Annotated in this window: 16 protein-coding genes, 1 pseudogene and 1 riboswitch; of the genes and pseudogenes, 13 read left to right on the top strand and 4 right to left on the bottom strand. The window is 44.4% G+C overall.

What is annotated here, in order from left to right; genetic code table 11:
* The first annotated feature begins 44 nt into the window (after nucleotides 1–44).
* From MKY14_RS17240 to MKY14_RS17220, 5 genes are all read left to right on the top strand, one after another.
* Entirely contained in the window at nucleotides 45–1,577 is a 1,533-nt protein-coding gene (locus MKY14_RS17240) for a glycoside hydrolase family 43 protein (RefSeq protein ID WP_340976957.1), read from the top strand.
* A gap of 44 nt (nucleotides 1,578–1,621) precedes the next feature.
* Nucleotides 1,622–2,641 carry an endo-1,4-beta-xylanase gene (locus MKY14_RS17235; protein ID WP_340976955.1) on the top strand — a complete coding sequence of 340 codons (1,020 nt, stop codon included), beginning with the start codon at nucleotides 1,622–1,624 and terminating at the stop codon, nucleotides 2,639–2,641.
* An 82-nt stretch (nucleotides 2,642–2,723) separates the two neighbouring features.
* Nucleotides 2,724–4,778, top strand: a complete 2,055-nt coding sequence (locus MKY14_RS17230) for an alpha-glucuronidase family glycosyl hydrolase (RefSeq protein ID WP_340033651.1) — start codon at nucleotides 2,724–2,726, stop codon at nucleotides 4,776–4,778.
* 24 nt (nucleotides 4,779–4,802) lie between these two features.
* Nucleotides 4,803–5,597 carry a Nif3-like dinuclear metal center hexameric protein gene (locus tag MKY14_RS17225; RefSeq protein WP_370510796.1) on the top strand — a complete coding sequence of 265 codons (795 nt, stop codon included), beginning with the start codon at nucleotides 4,803–4,805 and terminating at the stop codon, nucleotides 5,595–5,597.
* Between the two features lie 84 nt (nucleotides 5,598–5,681).
* On the top strand, nucleotides 5,682–5,855 hold the full coding sequence (locus MKY14_RS17220) for a hypothetical protein (RefSeq protein WP_169744809.1): 174 nt from the start codon (nucleotides 5,682–5,684) through the stop codon (nucleotides 5,853–5,855).
* A 77-nt stretch (nucleotides 5,856–5,932) separates the two neighbouring features.
* Here MKY14_RS17220 and MKY14_RS17215 read toward each other — a convergent pair.
* Nucleotides 5,933–6,043 (bottom strand): annotated as a pseudogene (locus tag MKY14_RS17215) (glyoxalase); the annotation flags it as partial.
* 246 nt (nucleotides 6,044–6,289) lie between these two features.
* A riboswitch (cyclic di-AMP (ydaO/yuaA leader) is annotated at nucleotides 6,290–6,476 on the top strand.
* A gap of 105 nt (nucleotides 6,477–6,581) precedes the next feature.
* On the opposite strand from MKY14_RS17215, the gene MKY14_RS17210 reads away from it, so the two are divergent.
* From MKY14_RS17210 to MKY14_RS17195, 4 genes are all read left to right on the top strand, one after another.
* Nucleotides 6,582–7,391 (top strand): alpha/beta fold hydrolase, encoded by an 810-nt coding sequence (locus tag MKY14_RS17210; RefSeq protein WP_076130474.1) that lies wholly within the window; start codon nucleotides 6,582–6,584, stop codon nucleotides 7,389–7,391.
* A 592-nt stretch (nucleotides 7,392–7,983) separates the two neighbouring features.
* Entirely contained in the window at nucleotides 7,984–9,045 is a 1,062-nt protein-coding gene (selD, locus tag MKY14_RS17205; protein ID WP_076184790.1) for a selenide, water dikinase SelD, read from the top strand.
* 58 nt (nucleotides 9,046–9,103) lie between these two features.
* Nucleotides 9,104–10,141, top strand: a complete 1,038-nt coding sequence (mnmH, locus tag MKY14_RS17200; protein WP_340392805.1) for a tRNA 2-selenouridine(34) synthase MnmH — start codon at nucleotides 9,104–9,106, stop codon at nucleotides 10,139–10,141.
* 35 nt (nucleotides 10,142–10,176) lie between these two features.
* A complete protein-coding gene (locus MKY14_RS17195; protein ID WP_076221014.1) occupies nucleotides 10,177–11,289 on the top strand; it encodes a cysteine desulfurase family protein in 1,113 nt (370 codons plus the stop codon).
* Between the two features lie 454 nt (nucleotides 11,290–11,743).
* Here the strand turns inward: MKY14_RS17195 and MKY14_RS17190 are convergent, their stop codons facing one another.
* Together MKY14_RS17190 and MKY14_RS17185 are read right to left on the bottom strand one after the other, a co-directional pair.
* Nucleotides 11,744–13,612: an exosporium glycoprotein BclB-related protein gene (locus MKY14_RS17190; protein ID WP_340976952.1), complete on the bottom strand. Its 1,869-nt coding sequence runs from the start codon at nucleotides 13,610–13,612 to the stop codon at nucleotides 11,744–11,746.
* A 200-nt stretch (nucleotides 13,613–13,812) separates the two neighbouring features.
* Entirely contained in the window at nucleotides 13,813–14,805 is a 993-nt protein-coding gene (locus MKY14_RS17185) for a LacI family DNA-binding transcriptional regulator (protein WP_076128039.1), read from the bottom strand.
* 362 nt (nucleotides 14,806–15,167) lie between these two features.
* On the opposite strand from MKY14_RS17185, the gene gtfA reads away from it, so the two are divergent.
* Nucleotides 15,168–16,610 (top strand): sucrose phosphorylase, encoded by a 1,443-nt coding sequence (gene gtfA / locus MKY14_RS17180; protein WP_076302404.1) that lies wholly within the window; start codon nucleotides 15,168–15,170, stop codon nucleotides 16,608–16,610.
* An 86-nt stretch (nucleotides 16,611–16,696) separates the two neighbouring features.
* On the opposite strand, the gene MKY14_RS17175 is transcribed toward gtfA, so the two are convergent.
* Complete coding sequence (locus tag MKY14_RS17175; protein WP_076128035.1) at nucleotides 16,697–18,931, bottom strand: AraC family transcriptional regulator; 2,235 nt, start codon at nucleotides 18,929–18,931, stop codon at nucleotides 16,697–16,699.
* Nucleotides 18,932–19,434: 503 nt separating this feature from the next.
* Here MKY14_RS17175 and MKY14_RS17170 point away from each other — a divergent pair.
* From MKY14_RS17170 to MKY14_RS17160, 3 genes are all read left to right on the top strand, one after another.
* The gene (locus tag MKY14_RS17170) at nucleotides 19,435–20,310 is read left to right on the top strand and encodes an ABC transporter permease (protein WP_094903677.1); all 876 of its coding nucleotides are present in this window, start codon (nucleotides 19,435–19,437) and stop codon (nucleotides 20,308–20,310) included.
* 11 nt (nucleotides 20,311–20,321) lie between these two features.
* Nucleotides 20,322–21,215, top strand: a complete 894-nt coding sequence (locus tag MKY14_RS17165; RefSeq protein ID WP_036685379.1) for a carbohydrate ABC transporter permease — start codon at nucleotides 20,322–20,324, stop codon at nucleotides 21,213–21,215.
* Between the two features lie 68 nt (nucleotides 21,216–21,283).
* The gene (locus tag MKY14_RS17160) at nucleotides 21,284–22,894 is read left to right on the top strand and encodes an extracellular solute-binding protein (RefSeq protein ID WP_139329889.1); all 1,611 of its coding nucleotides are present in this window, start codon (nucleotides 21,284–21,286) and stop codon (nucleotides 22,892–22,894) included.
* The last annotated feature ends 10 nt before the right edge of the window (nucleotides 22,895–22,904 follow it).

Below are 22,904 nucleotides of genomic sequence, written 5' to 3'. Positions count from 1 at the left end.
GCTTGCAATCACTATTAAGTAATAGGAAGGTTGTCTGTTAAATTATGACCCCATCTTCAATCACATACACGAATCCGATACTTCCAGGCTTCTATCCTGATCCAAGTATCACTCGGGCAGGGGATGACTACTATTTAGTTTGCAGCTCCTTTGAGTATTTCCCTGGCGTACCTATTTTTCATAGTCAGGATTTGATTCACTGGACACAAATAGGTCATGTACTCAATCGTGTAAGTCAGCTGGATACTCGTAAAAGCAAGAGCTCTGGAGGGATATTTGCCCCAACGATCCGCTATCATGAAGGAACGTTTTACATGATAACGACCGAAGTACACGGGAAAGGAAATTTCTATGTTACGGCTACGGATCCTGCGGGTCCGTGGTCAGATCCGATTAGTATTCCTTATGGAGGAATTGATCCTTCCCTAATGTTTGATGAGGATGGAAAGGTATATGTAACCACCCAGCAGGGGGCAGATTATGACTCCCATGCCATCCAATATGAGATAGATATTGCTACGGGAGCAGCGTTAACAGAACCTGTTGTTATCTGGACTGGGGATGGCGGACCTTGGACGGAAGGACCCCATTTGTACAAAATAAATGGAATGTATTATATCATGACGGCTTCAGGAGGAACGGCTAAGGAACATCGGGAGATCATTGGCCGCAGCTCCTCTCCATATGGACCGTTTGAAGGATTGCCGTATCCAATATTGACGCACAGCGGTACTGACAATCCCATTCAGTATTTAGGGCATGCCGATTTGATTGAGGATCGTAACGGGGATTGGTGGGCCGTATTCCTTGGGGTAAGACTAGTAGATGCAAAATTTACTGTGCTTGGAAGAGAGACTTTCCTTGCTCCCGTAAGCTGGACTGAAGACGGATGGCCGATGATCGATAATAATGAAGACACAGTTGGACTGGAAATGAAGGTTTCACGTGTACCTGGTCAATCGCCAAAACCTGAGACTAGTGGAAGATATGATTTTGATGATCAAGTATTGCCGCTGGGATTAGCCTTTCTGCGGAATCCGGCTGAGGGAAGCTGGTCCTTAAACGAAAGACAGGGATGGTTATCTCTTCGAGGACAATCTGCAGGTCTCAGTGAAGTAGGCCAAGTGGCTTTTGTAGGCAGAAGACAGCAGCATACTTCGGCAGAATGGAGCACGCTGCTTGAAATGCCTTCATCTATTGCTGATGTGGAAGCTGGACTTTGCGCCAGATTAGATGAGAATGCTCATTATGAAATTGGACTTGTTCAAAAAAAGGGGCAAAAAGTGATTACAGCTCATGTGACTATGGATGGAATAACCCGTACAGTGGCAGAGGTTCCAACTACTGCCGAGCGAATTTATTTGAAAGTTAAGGCTGAGCTTACCGAATACAGCTTCCTTTATTCTTTGGATGGGCAGGAGTGGAATAAGCTATCAACAGCAGCAGCGTATCCATTATCCCCTCAAGCTGTAAAAGGAAATGGATTTACGGGTGTTCTTATTGGATTATATGCAACAGGTCATGGCAAGGTGGCTGAGGTGCCTGCCTACTTCGATTGGTTCGATTATCAGTCTTAATTATTCGAATACTGATATAAATGCGTTTGTCAGGAGGGAACTTGTTGAGACAAGCTAGTGATTACACAGAACCTGCACTAAAAACAATATTTGCTGAGGATTTCAAAATTGGCGCAGCCGTTAACCCGTTGACGATACAATCACAGGAGCATTTGCTCGCCTATCATTTCAATAGCATTACCGCTGAGAATGAGATGAAGTTTGAAAGTCTGCATCCGCTTGAAGACATTTATAACTTTAAACTAGCAGATCAGTTGGTTGCGTTCGCCCGAAAACATCATATGGCTATGCGTGGGCATACTTTAGTCTGGCATAACCAGACTACGGACTGGTTGTTTGAGGATAAGAAGGGCGGGTGTGTAAGCAAAGAGACATTGCTTGCACGGCTCAAATCACATATTCAGACCGTGGTTGGGCGTTACAAGGAAGATATCTATGCTTGGGATGTTGTAAATGAAGTTATTGCAGATGAAGGAGAAGAACTTCTTCGCCAGTCAAAGTGGCTGGACATTGTCGGACCGGAGTTTATCGGCAAAGCGTTTGAATTCGCTCATGAAGCCGATCCTAAGGCTTTATTATTCTACAACGACTATAACGAGTCTAATCCACTTAAGCGCGACAAAATCTATAAAATGGTGAAGTCGCTGCTGGAACGAGGAGTGCCGATCCATGGCGTCGGATTGCAAGCCCACTGGAATCTATACGATCCGAGCTTAGACGATATACGTGCTGCTATTGAGAAGTATGCATCTTTAGGGATTCAGCTCCAATTGACAGAGCTGGATGTGTCCATGTTCCGTTTCGATGACAAACGAATGGATTTAAAGGTTGCACCTGCTGAACTGCTCGAGCTACAGGCAGAGCGCTATGAAGCGATGTTTGCTCTGTTGAAAGAATACCGCGACGTGATTAGCTCAGTCACTTTCTGGGGAGCAGCGGATGACTATACATGGCTGGACGGCTTCCCTGTTCGGGGACGGAAAAATTGGCCATTTCTATTCGATGAGCAGCATAATCCTAAGCCAGCGTATCACCAATTGCTTAACGCTGTCACCAAATCATAGAGCGGGTAACCTGCTCAAGCTTGCGAATCATGAACCCGTCCTTTTCAATCCAGGGCGGGTTATTTATACGGGAGGAATAAACATGACAAATACCGCTTATGAGGCTTGGCTCAATTATGGTCAGCTGAAATCAGGATCTCTATACAATCAATATATAGATTGGTGTGTTGAGTTGGTAGTAACGGAGGACAACGAGACGATTCAGGCGGCAGCCGCGGAATTCATACAGGGGATGACCTCTATGCTGGGCAAAGCGCCACTGCTCACAGCGAAACCTGAAGGACCGTGTATCGTTATAGGAACCTTCCAAGGGGGGAATCCATTAATTAGTAGAGTATTCGCAGGAGAACGAACCGATTCACTGGGTCCTGAAGGTTTCCTTATACGTACAAACGCTACTGAGCAATGTATCGCTGTCGGTGCTTCAACGCCTGTTGGAATATTGTATGGCGTATTCCATCTGTTACGGCTGATAGGAACAGAAAGCGAAATAGACGCTCTGAATTTGTCTATGAGTCCGGTGAACGGCCTGCGAATGATTAATCACTGGGATAATTTTGATGGCAGTATTGAACGTGGCTATGCTGGACGGTCCTTTTTTTACGAGTCCAATCAATTTCTTAACGATACAAAGCGGCTGCGTGATTATGCCAGATTGATGTCCTCTGTGGGGATCAACGCGATTTCGATTAACAATGTGAATGTTCATGAGCTTGAATCTCTATTTATAACGGAGCAATATTTGCCTGATATCGCGTTAATTGCAGGAATATTCCGCGTATACGGAATTAAGCTATTCCTCAGTGCTAACTTCGCCAGTCCGATACAGATCGGAGCATTAGAGACAGCTGATCCACTGGACCCAGCGGTGCGGCAATGGTGGAAAGATAAGGCGGGTGAGGTTTATCGAGTGATCCCTGATTTTGGCGGGTTTGTGGTCAAAGCAGATTCAGAAAATCGACCTGGACCATTCACTTACGGGCGTGACCATGCCGATGGCGCTAATATGCTGGGAGAAGCACTGGAGCCGTTTGGCGGAATCGTGATTTGGCGTTGTTTCGTATATAACTGCAAGCAGGATTGGCGTGACCGTAAGACAGATCGGGCCAGAGCAGCGTATGATCATTTCAAACCATTGGATGGCCGATTTAATGATAATGTAGTGCTGCAAATCAAGAACGGACCGATGGATTTTCAAGTTAGAGAACCGGTATCTCCGCTGTTTGGCGCACTGGAACATACCAATCATCTGATGGAGTTTCAGATTGCTCAAGAATATACAGGGCAGCAGCGGCATCTCTGTTATCTCGTTCCACAGTGGAAAGAAGTCCTTGATTTCAATACTTATGCCAAAGGGCAAACTACGCTTGTGAAACATATTGTGGACGGATCGGTGTGGGGAAATAAGTATAATGGTGTGGCTGCTGTAACTAATGTCGGGGATGACATGAACTGGACGGGGCATGGGTTAGCTCAAGCCAATCTGTATGGATATGGAAGATTAATTTGGAATCCGGAGCTGACGGCAAAAGAAATAGCTGAGGAATGGATTCGCCTTACCTTTGGCACTGATAAAGGTCTAGTGGCTGCTATTCGCGGGATGTTAATGGACTCATGGAGGATTTACGAATCTTACACAGCTCCATTAGGTGTGGGCTGGATGGTTAATCCGGATCATCATTATGGGCCGAATGTGGATGGATATGAATACGCCAAGTGGGGAACGTACCATTATGCGGATCATAAGGGCATTGGTGTGGATCGTTCAGTCAAATCGGGAACGGGGTATAGCGGACAGTATATGGGTCTTAACGCATCAAATTATGAGAATCTAGCGTCTTGTCCAGAAGAGCTGCTGCTGTTCTTCCATCATGTTCCATACACGCATGTTCTGCAATCGGGGCAAACGGTTATACAACATATCTACGATACTCATTTCGAGGGGGCAGAGCAGGCTGCACAGCTTCTAGCAACATGGGAATCACTTGAAGGCAGCATGGAGAGTGGATTGTATGTGCAAGTGAAGCAACGTCTTGAAGAGCAAGCAGAGCATGCGCAGGAATGGAGAGATCGGATCAATACGTATTTTTACCGCAAGAGCGGAATTGAGGATCTTAAAGGCAGAAAGATTTATTAGATTTCGATTCGAGGGATGATGATAGTGAGCCTCACGATTAGAGCGATTTTGAAAGATTTAATGGGAACTGTGGAACAGGTAGAAGGGACTGTGGATATTCTGAACCCAGGGGAACCGGAAACTGAAGTCACAGGGATTATTACGGCCTTCTCTGCCACACAAAATATTGTGGAGCAAGCAATAGCGTTAGGAGCCAATTTGCTGATCACGCATGAAGGTGTATTTTATAGCCATCATGCAGCGAGCGAGTGGTTAGAAGGTGATCCGGTTTATCATGCGAAAAAAAGTCTGATCGAACATTCCCCAATAGCTATTTTTCGTTATCATGATTATTGGCATCGGCAAGAGCCGGATGGGATTATGATGGGCTTGCTGCGAGAGCTGGATTGGTCAGACTATGTGGAAGAGCAGCAAGCGGCTGCTACGATTCTCACTATTCCTGCTATGACTGTAATGGAAGCTGCTCAGTATATTAAAAGTAAGCTAGGCATCTCTTATGTACGCGCTGCTGGTGACCTGTCTCTGTCCTGCAAACGCGTAGGGATATTAGTAGGTTACAGAGGAGGCGGGATGATGGCTATTCCGCTTTTTAATGATCACAATCTTGATTTAATTATCGCTGGAGAGGGACCAGAGTGGGAGACTCCGGAATATGTGCGGGATGCAGGGCACCAAGGCAGATCTAAAGCGCTCATCATGTTAGGTCATGCGGAGAGTGAAGCGCCGGGGATGAAATATTTAGCTGAAATCTTAGCAGACAAATATCCCATGCTTCCTACCCGGTTCATTGCTGAACAACCCATCTATCAGATGGTTTAATCTGGGGAAATTAAGAGTACGGAATAAATAAACATATTATGGAGAAAATGAAGGGAAACAGGTCACTGAGAAAGGAGTGTTTCAATGGAAATTCCTTTGGAGGCTGATGAAGTATTAAGTCGGATCAAAAAGCTGCAAAGCGACGGAAGCTCGATCAGTAAAAAACAAGTAAAGCAAAGCGACCCAGAGCTTATGAGAAGTGCGCTGTTCTTTTTTCCAAGCTGGGAGCATGCATTGAAAAACGCCGATCTTTTGTAGCCATAGTATTGTAAAAGGAAGCTAAGTGGACAGGGGGAGATCTCTGATTCTGCTTAGCTTTTTTCTTTTTTATGAAATCATTCGTGCTGTTCATGTGAAATAATATTAACAAGCTTGCCAAACGGATCGGGGACATAGAAACGACGAACACCCCAAGGTACAGAAACTGGCCCAATATTGGTATTGAAGATTGTCGTTTCTTATTAAATAGGAAAGTACTGGTGAATCACCCCCTTTTTCGCTTGCTTCAGAGCAGTTTTTCTAAAGAAAACGAGTAAACAAGAGCAAAAGAAAGAGAAAATGAAGAGTATGCTTAATATGAAATGAAAAGCATTGCTTTCAACATTATTTTGACCAGAGCCCTCCTTTACAAGAAAACCTTACAAGAGTATGATTCATCTCAGAACTGAGAATTATCTTAAATTTACAATTACATAAGCAATCCGCTTAATTTCCGTTTCTGGAAAGCGGGGGAACCAACAACTGGCAGCCGATGTGAGAGTCGGCACTGGTTATGGGGTGAATCCTGTTCCGGGTGCATAATATGCATCCCTGCAGGTAGGGCAACTCTCACTGCCCGAATCCGACAGCTAACCTCGTAAGCGTATGGAGAGAGGATGAATGGCGTGTTTAGTGATGAATAGCCACAGAGAATCCCTCTGTGGTTTTTTGCTGCGTTTTTAAGCAGATATAGTCGTAGAATTTATTATGAAAGAGGTGTTACCTTTGCCTATCGCTAAACTGAACGGAACTTCGCTCTATTATGAAATCAATGGAACTGGCACTCCGGTTGTGTTTATCCATGGACATGGATTAACACACAGTATGTTCAAACCACAGCTGGAGTATTTTTCCGATAAATATAAAGTGATTTTGTGCGATTTACGGGGGAATGGCAAGTCTGGTAAACTGCTGGAGGCCCCACATGAGATTATTGAGACGCAATGTCTGGATCTGATTATGCTGTTGAATGACCTAGGTATCCGTGAAGCAGTTTTTGTAGGAATCGCCTATGGTGGCTTAGTCGTTCAGCATATTGCCAAACAATATCCTGAGCGTGTAAAAGCCATTGTGGTCGCGGATAGCTTTTGTAGGACTCACGGATCAACAATAGTAGGGAAAATACAAACTATGGCAGCATATTGCAGTTTACTAATGTATTATCTCCCAAGCGAGCTGGTGTTGCCTTCGATTCGGATGATGTACCGAGAGCGCTGGAGTCTGGCCTACAATGAGATTAGAAGAGGACTGCTGGACAAACGCCCCCGGGAGTTATATCGGCAAAGGCTGGCTACGAGCCATGTTGATTACACCAGATGTTTAAAGGCTTTTAAACGTCCTGCATTATGTATTGTGGGGGACTTTAATGAATTTGGAGTGAATTGTATGAAGGAAATGGTGTCTCAGCTGCCGCAGGCGCAGTTGGCGATTATTCCGAACGCATTAGATCCAAGTAATCTGTGCCAGCCGGAGCAATTCAATGCGATTCTTCAGCGTTTCTTAGAGAAGCAGCAGGGCAGTCAGCAGATTAGCTGATCTATAGGGAGACCTTCACAAGCGAAGCGTTTAAGTGAGAAAATAGGCGTCCCATAGCCAGGGCGGAATGAGCTGGCTATGGGTCGTCTTTCTGGGAAGAACTTTAGGGGAATTCTCCCTAAAATGAAGGAGATTATGGCTCCTAGAACGTAGATTAGGGAAATCCTCCCTAATAATAGGATGTTTTTAGCCATAAATGGGTATTTGCATGAATTTTTAGGGAGGAATTCCCTAAAAACCTCATTTTAAAGCGATTATCGATGAACATTAGGGAGAATTTCCCTAATATAATGGATATCTAACTAAAGGCTGGCTCATCCGTAGTGAAATCTACGAATGAGCCAGCCTTTGGTTATTTTACTAACCGATGGATGTTGAACATTTACAAGCATATTGTACCTAGAACGCCACTTAATGTCCCTACCCTACCACAGCACCAAATATAGCTCACCAGACGTGGGAAAGAACAATAGACTCTAAATAGTTATAGAAGGAGGCGTAGTAAGCAACGCATCTGCTACTCTTGCATTTTGTACAATGCGATCTACTCGTGTAAGATTAAGATAATTCATACTAAAGGAGCTGAGTCATGATGTCTCAAGCTGAAACTATAAAACTGACTTCATTATCTTCAAAAGGGGGCTGCGGCTGCAAAATCGGTCCCGCCGATCTCATGCAGGTTATTCGTAGTCTGCCACCAACTGTTCCTAACCCGGATCTACTTGTAGGTCTTGATACTAGTGATGATGCAGGGGTGTATCGTTTAAGTGATGAATTAGCGTTAGTGCAAACTGTTGATTTTTTCACGCCGATCGTGGATGATCCCTATTCATTTGGTCAAATTGCAGCAGCCAATGCATTAAGCGATATTTATGCGATGGGTGGAAAGCCGCTTACGGTGCTTAATATTGTGGCCTTTCCTATTTCTGTTTTAGATAAAAGCATTCTCGGTGACATTTTGCGCGGTGCAGCGGATAAAGTACAGGAAGCAGGAGCTACTCTTGTGGGCGGACATTCCATCGACGATAAAGAGCCCAAATTCGGATTGGCCGTTACGGGCCTTGTGCATCCTGACAAAGTAAGAACGAATGCGGGCGCCAAGGTGGGAGACAAGCTGATTCTAACGAAGCCTATCGGTGTGGGGATCTTAACAACTTCCATTAAAAAGGATCAGCTATCTCCTGAAGAAACCACACGCCTTACGACAGTAATGTCTACTTTGAATAAAAAAGCGGCTGAAATCATGGAGCCTTATGATGTACATGCTTGTACAGATGTTACCGGATTTGGGCTACTGGGACATGCCTCGGAAATGGCTAAAGGGAGCGGCACGGGCCTGATCATTCGTCAAGGCGATGTACCGATGCTGCCAAGAGTAAGAGAGCTTGCGGAGCAGGGATTTGTTCCAGGAGGCACTAAGAATAACTTTGCCCATCTGGAAGGCAGCATTCTTTATCCGGAGGAGATGGACCAACTAAGCCGCTATATTCTATGTGACGCTGTGACTTCTGGCGGACTGCTGATCTCTGTGGCCCCTGAACAAAGCGAAGATTTGCTAAAAGAGTTAGTAGATGCAGGGGTAGAAGCGGCATTGATCGGAGAGGTAACGGAAGAGCATCCGGGTCAGATTACAGTTATAGCTGCTGTGGAATAACTGTTGTATATCAGCTTAGAGCAAATTATGAAGGTTAGCCACCAGAGGAGAGAGCATATTGTTTCAGGACATTACACTGGAAGAACTTAGAGTGTTAAAAAACAAGAAGCAGATCACCATTATTGATGTTAGATCTCCTTCTGAATATAAAGATGCAACGCTGCCGGATAGTTTGAATATTCCTTTTTTTGATGATCAGGAACGGGCTGAAGTAGGGACGTTGTATAAACAGACAAGTGTGCAGGCCGCGAAAGAACGTGGTTTGGAGATTGCTGCGGCAAAACTGCCTTCTTTTGTCAAAGAATTTGCAGCGATTCAAGGAGACAAAGCTGTATTCTGCTGGAGGGGAGGTATGCGCAGCCGTACAACTGCGACCGTACTCTCTTTAATGGATATTCATGCTTACCGGCTGATAGGCGGCTATAAGGCTTATCGTAAATGGGTGCTCGACGAATTGGAGTCCTATGAATGTAAGGCGAAGTCTTATGTGATTCACGGAAATACAGGCACAGGTAAAACCAATCTGTTACACCGCCTGAAAGCGCAAGGCTACCCCGTTCTGGATTTGGAAGGGATGGCAGGTCATCGCGGTTCTATTTTTGGTGAGATTGGCCTTCGTGCGAACAATCAAAAAACGTTCGATAGTCTTCTTTTAGAGGAGTTAATTAAGATCGGGGATTCTCCTTATGTACTATTTGAAGCGGAGAGCAAAAAGATTGGTAAGGTAGTAATGCCCCCATTTATGGCCGAGCAAAAAGAGAGCGGAACGCAGATCTGGATTGAGATGCCTTTGCATGCCAGAGTGGAGCAAATCCTTGAGGATTATCGGCCAGAAGAATACAAGGAGCAATGTATTTCTGCATTTCGGAGTATTAAATCCCGAATTCATATCCCTATTGCGGCAGAAATCGAGCGATGCTTGCAGGCAGATTTGTTCGGCGAAGCTGTGGCGCTGCTGTTAGAGTATTACTACGACCCTAGATACGATTATACGTCCACTCAGTATGAAGGCATTGAGAGAGTTACTTTTAAAGTGAATAATCTGGATGAAGCTGAGACTGCTGTGCGTTCTTTTTTTAAACATCAAGAAGTATAAGTTTCGCGTTATGGTTAAAGGGGGCTTTACTTAATATGATCTATTTAGATTACAACGCTACAACACCAGTAGATAAGGAAGTAGCAGAGGTTATGATCCCTTATCTTTACGGTCATTTTGGGAATCCTTCAAGCAGTCATTCTTTGGGGCGGGAAGCTAAACTCGGAATAGAGCAGGCAAGAACACAGGTGGCTGATTTCCTGAATTGTGCGCCGGGTGAGGTGCTTTTTACCAGTGGGGGTAGTGAGTCTAATAATACTGTCATTAAAGGAGTAGCCCAAACGTATCGCCATAAAGGTAATCACATTATCCTGTCTGCTATTGAGCATCCAGCGGTAATTAAACCTTGTCAGTACCTGGAGCAGATGGGATACAACCTGACTTATGTACCTGTTGACTCGTATGGAATGGTGCAGGTTGACGATGTGAAAAAGCAGCTCACGGACCAAACCATTCTGGTCTCCATCATGCACTCTAATAACGAAACGGGTACGATCCAGCCGATCAAGGAAATAGCTGAGGTCTGCCACCAACGGGGCATTCTTATTCATACAGATGCTTCACAATCTGCGGGAAAAGTAGACCTCGATGTAGCGGATTTGGGAGTGGATTTTCTAACGCTTGCAGGCCATAAATTATATGCGCCCAAAGGCATTGGAGCATTGTACATTCGGGACGGCATTCACATTGAGCCTTTGATACACGGTGCGGGCCATGAACAGGGGCGAAGAGCGGGGACAGAAAATACACCCTACATTATTGGCTTAGGAAAAGCCTGTGAGCTTGCTGCTGACTCTGATTCTAGAAAAAGAGTTAAGCAAGTTACGGAGTATTTCTATGGAAGACTGCAGGAGTCTTTTGGCGAAAAAATTCATTTGAATGGTCATAAACACAAGCGCTTGCCTAACACCCTTAACGTTAGTTTTCTTGGAGCAGTGGGTCATGAAATTATCGATTCCCTGGAAGCTGTGGCGGCTTCAACTGGCTCAGCGTGCCATTCCGGTGAAACGTTGATTTCGCCTGTTTTAAAGGCTATGCATGTGTCGGAGAATATTGGACGGGGAGCGGTTCGTTTTAGTGTGGGACGATATACGACTACAGCGGAAATCGATGAGGTCATCGATAAGCTGAAGGTGTATTTGTTATAAGCTGAAATCGTATTAGTTGTGAGGTTCGTTTTTGCAAACAGTGACAAAGTGTGAATCCTAGTGAACGGACTTTGACTTCCAGTGGACGGACTATGACTCTCAGTGAACGGAGTACGAATCTCACTAAACGGGCTATGAATCTCAGTGAATGGACTATGGTTCCCAGTGAACGGAGTAGCTATCGGACTCAGGCGCTCTTATTTGCAATATTTTCCTATTTTTGAGTTGCTATAGGACTCCATAGGCGTTATTAGTACAAAATAGACACTACTGAGCACCATTTCTGCCCAATAGCGCCTCTCAGGTCCGATAATCTCTCTAAACAGTGATAAATTAACGAATAGCGGCATCTGAGTCCGAAAGATCAAGAGTTGAATACGCATATTACAAAAAAAGCATCTGCCACCTCCTTCAAAAGGAATCGCAGATGCTTTTTTTAACTTTTTTTTAGTGATTATACAATCGTAAAGCCAGCACTTGCATAACCAGTGACTGTATTTACAAGGGTAAGACCTGTAGCGGTGGCTGAGAATACCATAAGCAAACGTGTCTGTGGTGTTACAGTAAAATTGATACCATTCGTAATTCCGCTGACAAAAGTTCCAAGATTAATAGTACCGGTGATAGGTGGAAGTGGGACTGTTGCGCCTGGAATAGGAGTAAATGTGTTATTTGGTGTGGCAGATTGGTACAATTGCGCTGTTACATTTATCGTAGTACCAAGCAGCGATAAAGCTATGGTATTACTGAAGTAAGCGGCAATGGAAGTTATTACTCCTGCTCGAGGAGTTGAGAATGCAAAATTGATAAGCGGTCCAAGGAGAGTACCTGTCAAATCAATATTACCGCCAACAAGCGAAATACCTGTGGCTGAACTTCCGAAGCCTACAAGGCTTGTTGTTCCAACCAAACCACCTAAAACCGTGGTCATAATAATAGGTCCTCCGGATGCCAGCGGAATAATTGCACCGTTACCGGTTGCACCAGTGACTCCGGTAATGCCAGTAGCTCCGACCGCGCCGGGATCACCGGTGGCACCCGTAGCTCCGGCAACGCCGACCGCCCCCGGATCACCCGTCGCCCCTGTGGCACCCGTAGCTCCGGCAACGCCGACCGCCCCCGGATCACCCGTCGCCCCTGTGGCACCCGTAGCTCCGGCAACGCCGACCGCCCCCGGATCACCCGTCACGCCCGTTGCCCCCGTAGCTCCGGCAACGCCGACCGCGCCAGGATCGCCCGTCGCGCCCGTTGCACCTGCAGGGCCCGCCAAGCCGGCAGCACCCGTCGAACCCGTCGCGCCCGTTGCTCCTAAGCCTGGACCCGCTGGTCCTTGCGCACCTGTTGGTCCTTGAATCCCTTGCACACCCTGTGGTCCTTGAGGTCCCATCGCACCACCAGCGATTAACAAGTAATCTGGTGAACTGCCAGGTATTCCAGTAGGTCCAGAAACAGTAGCAATATAGGTGCTGCCATTGAAGGTTACTACTTGACCTGCTGGATAAGTAGGACTTTGTGCAGGATTAAAGATTACAATTCCTTGCAGCCCTACCCCTTGCGGACCCTGAGGTCCTTGAAGTCCAGGCGTTCCTTGAGGGCCTTGTGGTCCTTGCGGTCCTTGGGGGCCTGTGGAGCCACCAGCAATTAATAAATAGTCTGGTGAACTTCCAGGTGTTCCCGTTGGTCCAGCAACAATAGCAATATAGGTACTGCCATTAAAGGTTACTACTTGACCTGCTGGATAAGTAGGGCTTAGTGCAGGATTAAAAGCAACAATTCCTTGCAGCCCTGCCCCTGTGGTTCCCTTTGCGCCCGGAACCCCTTGCGCTCCTTGCGGACCCTGGGGTCCCTGTGGCCCTTGAGGTCCAGTCACACCTTTAATAGGTAATCCAATTGCTTGTGTAATAGAAGCTTGAATATGTCTGATCTGAATAATCAACTGATCTTTACAATTAGAGTCAATCTTCGTGGCGAGAATAAAAGATAATAACTCAGTTAACAACAGTTGAAGATTAGTGCCCACGCTTACGACAGAGAAGGGACTGACTTCGGTCGATACAATGGTTATCTCTACTACAGAAAGTAGCTCAGTTCTAAAAGGGCTGCATAACTTAGAGGTATGCAAGAATTCCAATAGTTCTCTTAACACTCTTTGCAGATTGGCAATATGAAGTGTTGTGGGATTCGTAAGTACGGGGGGCACCACTGCAGAGAGATCAGTGACTATTTTTAATAGTGCGTTACACTCCCTCTTTCTAATAGGACTGCTGATCCTTCCATGCTTGTTTAGGATAGTATCGCCTTTAAATGGTCTGTAATCAGGCATATTTCTATATCTCCTCCTTGAACTTCTCCTGTTCATTCCTTTAAAAAATGGGAACCTGCCCAATCAGCATATTCTGAGAAGCGGAAGTGGTTACAAAAATTGCCCTAAAAGCCGTTATTCCTGAAAGTCGTTATTAATGAAGTAATACAAAAAAGGCAGGCCACCGCTAATTACGGTAGTCTACCTTTTTAATAGATACGTTAAGTAGTCTCTCCTTTAATGAGAGTTACGTCTACAGTAGTGTTGTTGATTAGCTCTCCGTCAGCACTTTCGATCATTTGCAGGAGAGTATTGGTCAGCATGACCCCGATCCGATCACTAGGTTGCATAATGGTAGTCAATTTAGGACTCTGAAGCATGCGGGTAAAGCTGTGGTAATCATAACCGATGATTTTCAGTTGCTCGGGCACTCGAATGCCTTGCTGTTCAGCATAAATGTATAAAGCATAAGCCACAATATCATTACTGCAAAATACTCCGTCATATTCTCGAAGTTGGGCCGGAGAGATATTTTCGGTGACGAAGGACCAAAAATAATCAAAGGTAAGCTTGTTGTGCGCGCCTTCGATAATATCGTAAGTTACACCATGTTTCATACTTGTGATGACAAAAGCATCCCGACGGCGATTCGCTAGAATATCCAGATCTAGCGGGCCGGAGATATGTAGCAACCGTTTACAGCCCAGCTGTATCAAATGTTCGGTAGCTAACTCACCACCGCGGTAATTATCCGAGCCCACACAAGGGATATTGGAAGAAATAAAACGGTCAAAAGAGACAATAGGGAAAGGGACCTTTTTATAGCTTTCAATATTCATAGTGTGGCTGCACATGATAATGCCATCTACTTGATTCTGGCGAAGCATGCTAATATAGTTGGCTTCCTTCTCAGGATCGTCAAGAGAATTGCATATTAGCAATTTATAGTTTTTTTCATTAGCACTCATTTCAACATACTTGATGAGATCGGAAAAGAAAGGGTGATTTGAATCTGGAACAATAATCCCAATAAAAAAGGATTGATTCTTCTGTAAGGCTCTGGCGATTTGATTAGGATGATAATCTAAGGCGTCCATCGCTTTTTCAACTTTTTTACGCGTCTCTTTGCTGATATATCCCCGGTTGTTCATTACTCTGGACACGGTAGCTACAGCAACGCCCGCCTCCTTGGCAACATCTTTAATACTTGCCATACCCTCATCCCCGTTTCATAAAATGCTCTAATCTATATTCTACAACTTTCTTGGATTGTTGACACTAATCGAGACTAACAATTGTAAAAGCATAGATAGTTATAATAGGTATGTTATACGTTACCACAAATATATGGATATAATATTAAATTCCAATAATTATAGCTTTATTTTATTGATTTAATTATATGAAAACGTTTGACATATTATTTGTGCATCTATAAAATTGGTTTTGAATAAACCTTCATCTAGGGAGGAACAAGATCGTTAGGAGAACGCTTTCATAAGTTGCATTAGTTTGATGATTTCTCAGACCTTATGAAGCAAGAGTGTATAAATTGAAATAGAAGGAGAACGCCAATATGCAGATTAAAAATGAAGCTATGCTTATCACTTACGCAGATAGCATGGGAAACAATTTAAAAGAACTAAACGAAGTACTGGATACACACTTGCAAGGAGTCGTGGGTGGGGTTCATTTATTGCCGTTTTACCCCTCTTCGGGCGACCGGGGATTTGCTCCGATGGATTATACGAAGGTTGATTCGGCTTTTGGCGACTGGGCGGAAATCGAAGAGATGAGCGAGAAGTTCTACATGATGTATGATTTCATGATCAATCACATTTCACAGCAGTCTCCATACTTTCAAGATTTCCTTGAGAAGAAGGATGCATCGCAGTACAAGGATTTATTTATTCGTTACAAGGATTTCTGGCCTAACGGTGAACCAACTGAGGTTGATGTGGATTTAATTTATAAACGTAAACCGCGGGCGCCATACGTAGAGGTTACCTTTAAAGATGGGACGAAGGAAAAGGTTTGGTGTACGTTTGATGAGCAGCAGATCGATCTGGACGTGACTACGGAAACTACGAAGAAATTTGTAAAAGACAATCTGACCTTCCTTGCTGATAAAGGAGCATCGATTATCCGGCTGGACGCTTTTGCCTATGCCAACAAAAAGATGGGTACCAACTGCTTTTTCGTAGAACCGGATATTTGGGAAATGTTGAATTTGTCTAAAGAAGTAGTGGAGCCTTATGGCGTAACTGTTCTTCCGGAAATCCATGAGCATTACAGCATTCAATTGAAGATTGCAGACAAGGATTATTATGTCTATGATTTCGCCCTGCCAATGTTGGTATTACATGCTCTATACAGTGGAAAAGTAAATCGGCTTGCGCATTGGCTGGAAATCTGTCCGAGAAAACAATTCACTACCCTGGATACACATGACGGCATTGGCGTAGTGGATGTTAAGGATCTGATGACCGACGAAGAAGCTGAGATGACCAGAGAAAGCCTATATAGTCAAGGAGCAAATGTTAAGAAAAAATATAGCTCCGCCGCTTATAATAATCTGGATATTTATCAAATTAACTGCACTTATTATTCTGCACTTGGCAATGATGATCAGGCATATCTTTTGGCCAGAGCTATTCAGTGCTTCGCCCCTGGTATTCCACAGATTTATTATGTAGGTCTATTCGCTGGCGAGAATGATATTGAGCTGCTCGAAAGCACAAAAGAAGGACGCAATATTAACCGCCATTATTATTCTAAAGATGAAATTGCTGCTGAGGTACAACGTCCTGTTGTTCAAAAGCTGTTCGCATTGTTGAAATTCAGAAATAGCTGTCCAGCTTTTAATGGTGAGATCAAGATTGAACAAGGTAGTGAGAATGAGCTGAACATCACTTGGAAAAATGAAAACAGTGTGGCGAAGCTTGAAGCTAATCTGTTGACCAAAGAATACACCATTCTTGCAGGTGAGAATGAAGCAAATATTGCGAAGGTATTTTAATATTTCCTTTGATATCGAAAGGTGTTCCAAAGGCCAATGTAATGGCTGCTGGAGCACCTTTCTTTTTGGGGGATAGGTGATTCATGTTATGAACTGTTTTTGGTCCGTCTGAATTCTATTGGTGTAAGGCTGAAGTTGCGTTTGAACATCCGGTGGAGATAAGAACTGCTGGTGAAGCCAGTTACTTCAGCAATATCCGATACCGATAAATCACTCTCTACAAGCAGGCGGCATACTTCCTTCATCCGTACCTCCATGATGACATCCACAATAGTGGTTAGGGTCTGCTGCTTATAAAGTCTGCTGACATAGATTGGAGACATATTAAGTTCATCGGCAATTTGGTTCAGACTTAAGCAAGGGTCCATGTAAGATTGCTGAATGGTTTGGTTAATTTGCCGGATTAGATCGCTTTGCTTGGAGCTGCGCTTATCCGCTTGGAATTCCTGAATATGATCAAAAAGCTGGTAAAAAGCTGCCTCAAATTCTTCTATTGTTTCATAATGTTCAAGCGAAGGCATCACCATCATCCCTTCGGTGGGGGTAGGACTAAGCTTCTTGATGTTATCGACAATTCGTTTAATCGTTAGCGTCACCCTTGAAACAGTAAGTTCCAGCACATGATAGGGATATTGCTCCATTTCACGTACCATTTCGGAGAAGTGACTGCGGGCTTCGTCTGTTCTGCCACTTGTGAGCGCATCGACCAGCTTTTTTTCGCTGTCAGCCGGGTAGGAGTAAAGATTGTTCTGAAGCTCGCTAATTCGCTCAGCATTGATCAGGCTGCCATGACCATAAAACAGTCTATGTTTGGAAGCTTCTCTGGCCTGACTGTACAGCCGGTTTAGTACATCTGGATTATCACTGATAGGGCTGTACACTAACGACAGTCCGATTTTTAAATAATCACAACAGGCCACACGGATCTGCCGCAGCAGCACTTCAATCAGCTCGGTATCCAGATGCTCAGTGGAGGTCATGCTGCTAAGCAACATGACCACACTATCGTCATTCATATCTACAGTTTCCACCTGATAAGTCTGTCCACAGATCTCTGAGGCAATATTCATGATGGCAAACTTGTACGGAAGGAGATAAGAGCCTCGTTCCTTTCGCAGAGCTTCGTACTCATCAATGCGTAGTAATACTAGCCGGTAGCCCTCGTTTAAATTAAAAGAAATACCCAGCTGTTGAACATCATTTTGCCGGCTGTTATGAGGAGATTTAATGCCAAGCACCAGATTGCGTAATGAGTTCTGCCTGATCGTAAACATACTGTTGCGTTTATCTGCCTCAAGGGTGTTCATTCGGCTTACGATCGAATCAATCGGCAGATAAAGCCGTTTGGACAGTACCCTAGAAATAACAAGACCGAACAATAAAATAATTAAAGAAATCAGAAGCGTAGTATTGCGGATATGATTGGTCTGTTCAGTAATTACCTCATAAGGAGTAATGCGCACATATTGCCAGCCAAGCGAATCGGGCGAAGTATAGGACACCAGTGATTTATTCCCTCTAAAAGGGGCAGTAAAATAGCCGGCAGAACGTGCTTTTACTTGATGCTCCAGCCAACTGTTTTCATCCCCGGAGAGCTTCTCCAATGTCAGCTTATTCCCCGACAGAAAACGGCCTTGGTCATCCAAAATGTAGGTACTGCCACTACCGGGTGTATTGCCGTTAGCCAGTTCTTTATTGATCCAAGCCGCGGATATGTTAACAATAACCGCAGAGTTAATAGAGCGGTCCCAATTGATCGCATCATAGCAAAGGTAAGTATAGACTGAGATGGTTTTTTTCTCAGGTTCATCTATGGAATAGGTTCGCGGAATCGGCGTAAATGTTTTGTAATCCTGATAATGATTCAGCATCTGAATAATTTCAGTGTCCACCAGTTCGCGGGTGGTGAATACGCCATTCTGGCCCTGTGCTGCCGAAATATAAACCGTGTCATTATTCGGATTATATACATAGATGGATTCAATATAAGGCATGGAATTTAAGTAGTTTCCGAGATCGGACATCGCCGCGGTTACCTCATAAATAGAGGGCTTGTTGTAGAACAACAGATGAGAAATCGTGCTGGTTCGATACAGTTGAAATGAAAGCGTTTGCGCGACTTCAGCCATGTTGACCACTTTTTTGCCAGTCTGGGTCAGATCCCTTAGATCGGAGCGAAAGGTTTGCGTCTTCTCGACGCCGATGTAGTACGTATAGTAAACAAAAGTAGAGATAAGAAGGGTTAACGATATGCACAGGGTTATGGTGGTGAGCAGCTTGCCATACAGTAGTCTTTTTCTCCGTAGATCATTATTCTTCATACCGTCCCCCCTGATCATCATATGACTTACTCGGACAAGACTCTGGATGAATTCATATTTTGAAGTTCCTTTATTATAAGTCCCCAAGAGTGAACAGAACAGTGGAGCAACCTTAGAATCCTGCATTTTTCCAATCTGAAGGGAGTGAACAAATTAAATATTCGTGTACAAAACAGTCTTTTCTACAAGGATTATAAGGAGTTAGCGAAGCTTGAGAAGCTCAGTGGGTCTCCGAAGACTTTTACATAAACATCCTGATTGTTCAGTTCCTGTTTCGCCAGTTTGTGCAGTAAGGCTTGTAAGCTTCACTTCTGTGTTCAGAAGAATCCCCCTATAGTGGAATTATGCAGTTTCTATATTAAGGGGAGTGAGAGATCTTGAGCCAAACCTCATCCAAAGGAATTTCAAACGTCGAACTTGGCATCCAGGCTGATGGTAGAGCACGCTTACGAACGACAAGAAAGAAGAAAGGATTGTTGTATGAGCTGGTGCACAATCGGGTAATGTTTCTGATGCTGCTGCCCACCTTGATCTTTTTTCTGGTGAATTCCTATTTTCCAATGGTAGGCATCTATTATGCGTTCACTCAATTCGACTTCAACAGCAGCATGTTCAACTCCAAGTTTGTGGGATTACAGAATTTCGAGTTCCTCTGGAGATCCGGTACGCTGGTGAAGCTCACGATGAACACGATAGGATACAATATTGCTTTTATTGTACTAGGGAATGTGCTGGCAATTGTCTGTGCGATCCTGCTGAGTGAGCTCAATGGAAAATGGTTTAAAAAGATTAGCCAATCGGTAATGTTTCTGCCTTACTTTGTATCCTTTGTAATTCTCAGCGTAATTGTCTACAACTTGTTTAATTATGACAGCGGTTTCTTAAATACAATGCTTACCCAATTTGGCCTTGATCCGGTCGACGTTTACAGTAAACCTTGGGCATGGATCTTTCTGATCATTATCTTTTATCTATGGAAAAATCTTGGTTACAGTATGGTGATTTATCTGGCGGCGATTACGGGGATTAGTGACGAATATTATGAAGCGGCCAAAATTGATGGCGCTAATATTTTCCAGCGGATTTGGTATATAACGGTGCCGATGCTGAAATCAACCTTTGTGGTGCTGCTGCTCTTTGCGCTCGGGAGTATTATGAAGGGCCAATTCGATCTTTTCTATCAATTAATAGGCAATAACGGGCTGCTCTACAATACGACGGATATCCTTGATACCTATGTATACCGTTCGCTTAAAGTAACCTTTGATGTGGGCATGGCAACGGCTGCCGGGGTCTATCAATCCTTGTTCGGCTTCGTCCTCATTATGACGGTCAACTACATTATCCGCAAAATAAACGATGACTACGCCCTGTTCTAGGAGGATAAGAAATGAAAATTCAAAAGGATAAATATACGCGAATGCTTCATTGGATTGCCTATGTGGTCATTATTGGCTTATCGATCGCTTGCCTGCTGCCCTTTTTGCTAATTATCTCTGCATCTTTGACCAGCAATGAGTCCATTATTCGCGATGGCTATCATCTGATTCCGGCACAGTTCTCACTGGAGGGCTACAAGACGGTATTCATCTTCCCGGATGAGGTGCTGCGGGCATATGCGGTCACAGTCAGCACAACTGCTATTGGAACGGTAATGGGACTTTTTTTCATGACTATGGCGGGTTATGTACTGGCGCGTAAAGATTTTAAATATCGAAATAGCTTTTCCTTCTATATATACTTTACGACTTTGTTTGGGGGAGGACTTGTCCCGTGGTACATCATGATTACGAAATACCTCGGTCTGCTGGATTCCTATGCGGTACTGGTGCTTCCAGGTCTGATGACGCCATTTTTGATCATTTTAATGAAAAACTTCATCAAATCAGCAGTTCCTGAGGAATTGTTCGATTCTGGCAAAATAGACGGGGCCGGTGATTTCCGGATTTACTGGCAGATTGTACTCAAGCTTTCCATGCCGGGCATCGCTACAGTCGGTTTGTTTCTGGCTTTGTATTACTGGAATGACTGGTTCACCTCTTCACTGTTCATCAATGATACGCATAAATATCAGCTGCAATTCTATCTGTACAATGTTATTAATTCAGCACAGTTTATCGCACAGATGGGGGCGGGAACCGGGGTGTCACTGGCTACGGAGGTCCCTGCTGAGTCTACCAAAATGGCGATGGCAATTGTCGTGACGGGACCTATTCTTTTTCTGTATCCGTTCGTTCAGCGTTATTTTGTTAAAGGCCTAACCATCGGCGCTGTAAAAGGTTAGAACCGCAACCTGCCCACTACCGGGTTAAGGTACAGTCGGCTAACATAGAAGCATAGTGAAAAGGGAGGATTCAGATGAATAAACAACGGGGCAAACGCATGTCTATTCTGCTTACGTCAGTACTGGGCTTGACGCTGCTGGCAGGCTGCGGGGGGAATTCTAATTCTGCAAACGGAGACAATGCGGCGGTAAAAGAGAGTAATAGCGGAGGAAACACAGCACAAAGTACGAACGCAGGGACGGAGGAGAAGACCGGACTGGACACTTCCAAAAAGGTCGAGCTGCAATTCTATATGCTAGGCGATGCGCCGAAGGACCTCTCAAGCATTGAAGCGGAAATTAACAAAATGGCCGAAGAGGATCTGAATGCAACCGTTAAATTCAACTATACAACCTGGACAGATTGGGATCAGAAATATAAGCTGCTGCTGTCGTCGGGTCAATCAATCGACCTGATCTTCACTGCGGACTGGACACAATATCAGGCTTATGCGAAAAAGGGAGCTTTTTTAGCTATTGATGATCTGCTGCCTAAAGCTGCCCCAGAGCTCCAGCAATTCGTACCACAGGAAATGTGGGATGCTGTGAAGATTGATGGCAAGATTTACACCGTTCCAGCGACTTATAAGGAGTATGTAACGAACGGCTTCGTATGGCGTGAGGATCTGCGCAAGAAATACAATCTGCCTCAGCCGACAGATCTGGCTAGCTATGAAGCATACATGGAAGGAATCAAGAAAAATGAACCGCAGATGTCACCTGCTTCTTTTAACAGTGATGTAAGAGGTAACATTCATGATGTATATTCAACACTTACCGCACAGGTCGGCAGTCCCCTGCCTTATGGTATTGGTATTAAGTACGATGATCCTTCAAAAGCTTATCTGTATTGGGGCTCGGAGGAACATAAAGAAGAGCTGCTGACGATGAGACGCTGGCAGGAAAACGGATTGATTTCCAAAAACGTCCTGAACTTGAAGGATACCATCCAGGCTCCGATTATCGCGGGCAAGGCAGCAAGCATCTTCGGAGATAATCCGACTCGCTTCAACGATACGTTGATGAAGGTGAAAGCAGCACATCCGGATTGGGATCTAGGTTACTATCCTTATGGCAATACCATTGGTTATGCAACACCAGTTCATCCTATTCATAATGGTTTCGCCATTCCGAAGAGCAGCAAGAACCCTGAACGTGCACTGGCCTTCTATGAAAAAATGGTCATGGATAAACGTTATAATCAGCTGACACAATACGGTGTGGAAGGAAAGAACTATAAAATTGATGCGAACGGCTACTATGAACTTATTGGAGATGCTTCAACGAACGGTTTTACACGCGAGGGAATGAATGGCTGGGCCTGGCGGAATCCGGAGTTCATGCTGTTTGATAAATCCTATGATGGCGTGAAGGAAATTTTCGCTGAGCTCGACAAAATTCAGAAGCCGGATATTTTCACCGGTTTTGCTGAGGATTATACCTCCTATCAGGCGGAAAAAGCAGCACTAGAGCAGGTGGAAAAGCAATACCTGTATCCATTGCAAGCTGGATTAGTAGAGGATGTTGATGCGGGTTTAGCCACCTTTATGGAAAAGGCTAAGCAAGCCGGCCTTGAAAAAATTCAGACCGAATATATCAAGCAATGGGATGCTTATGTGCAGGAGAAGGGTTTGAAATAATAAAAGTAGC

It is taken from the genome of Paenibacillus sp. FSL R5-0887 (assembly GCF_038002305.1).
GTDB classification, from domain to species: Bacteria; Bacillota; Bacilli; order Paenibacillales; family Paenibacillaceae; genus Paenibacillus_AQ; species Paenibacillus_AQ odorifer.
This window is presented reverse-complemented; position numbering and strand designations above follow the sequence as displayed.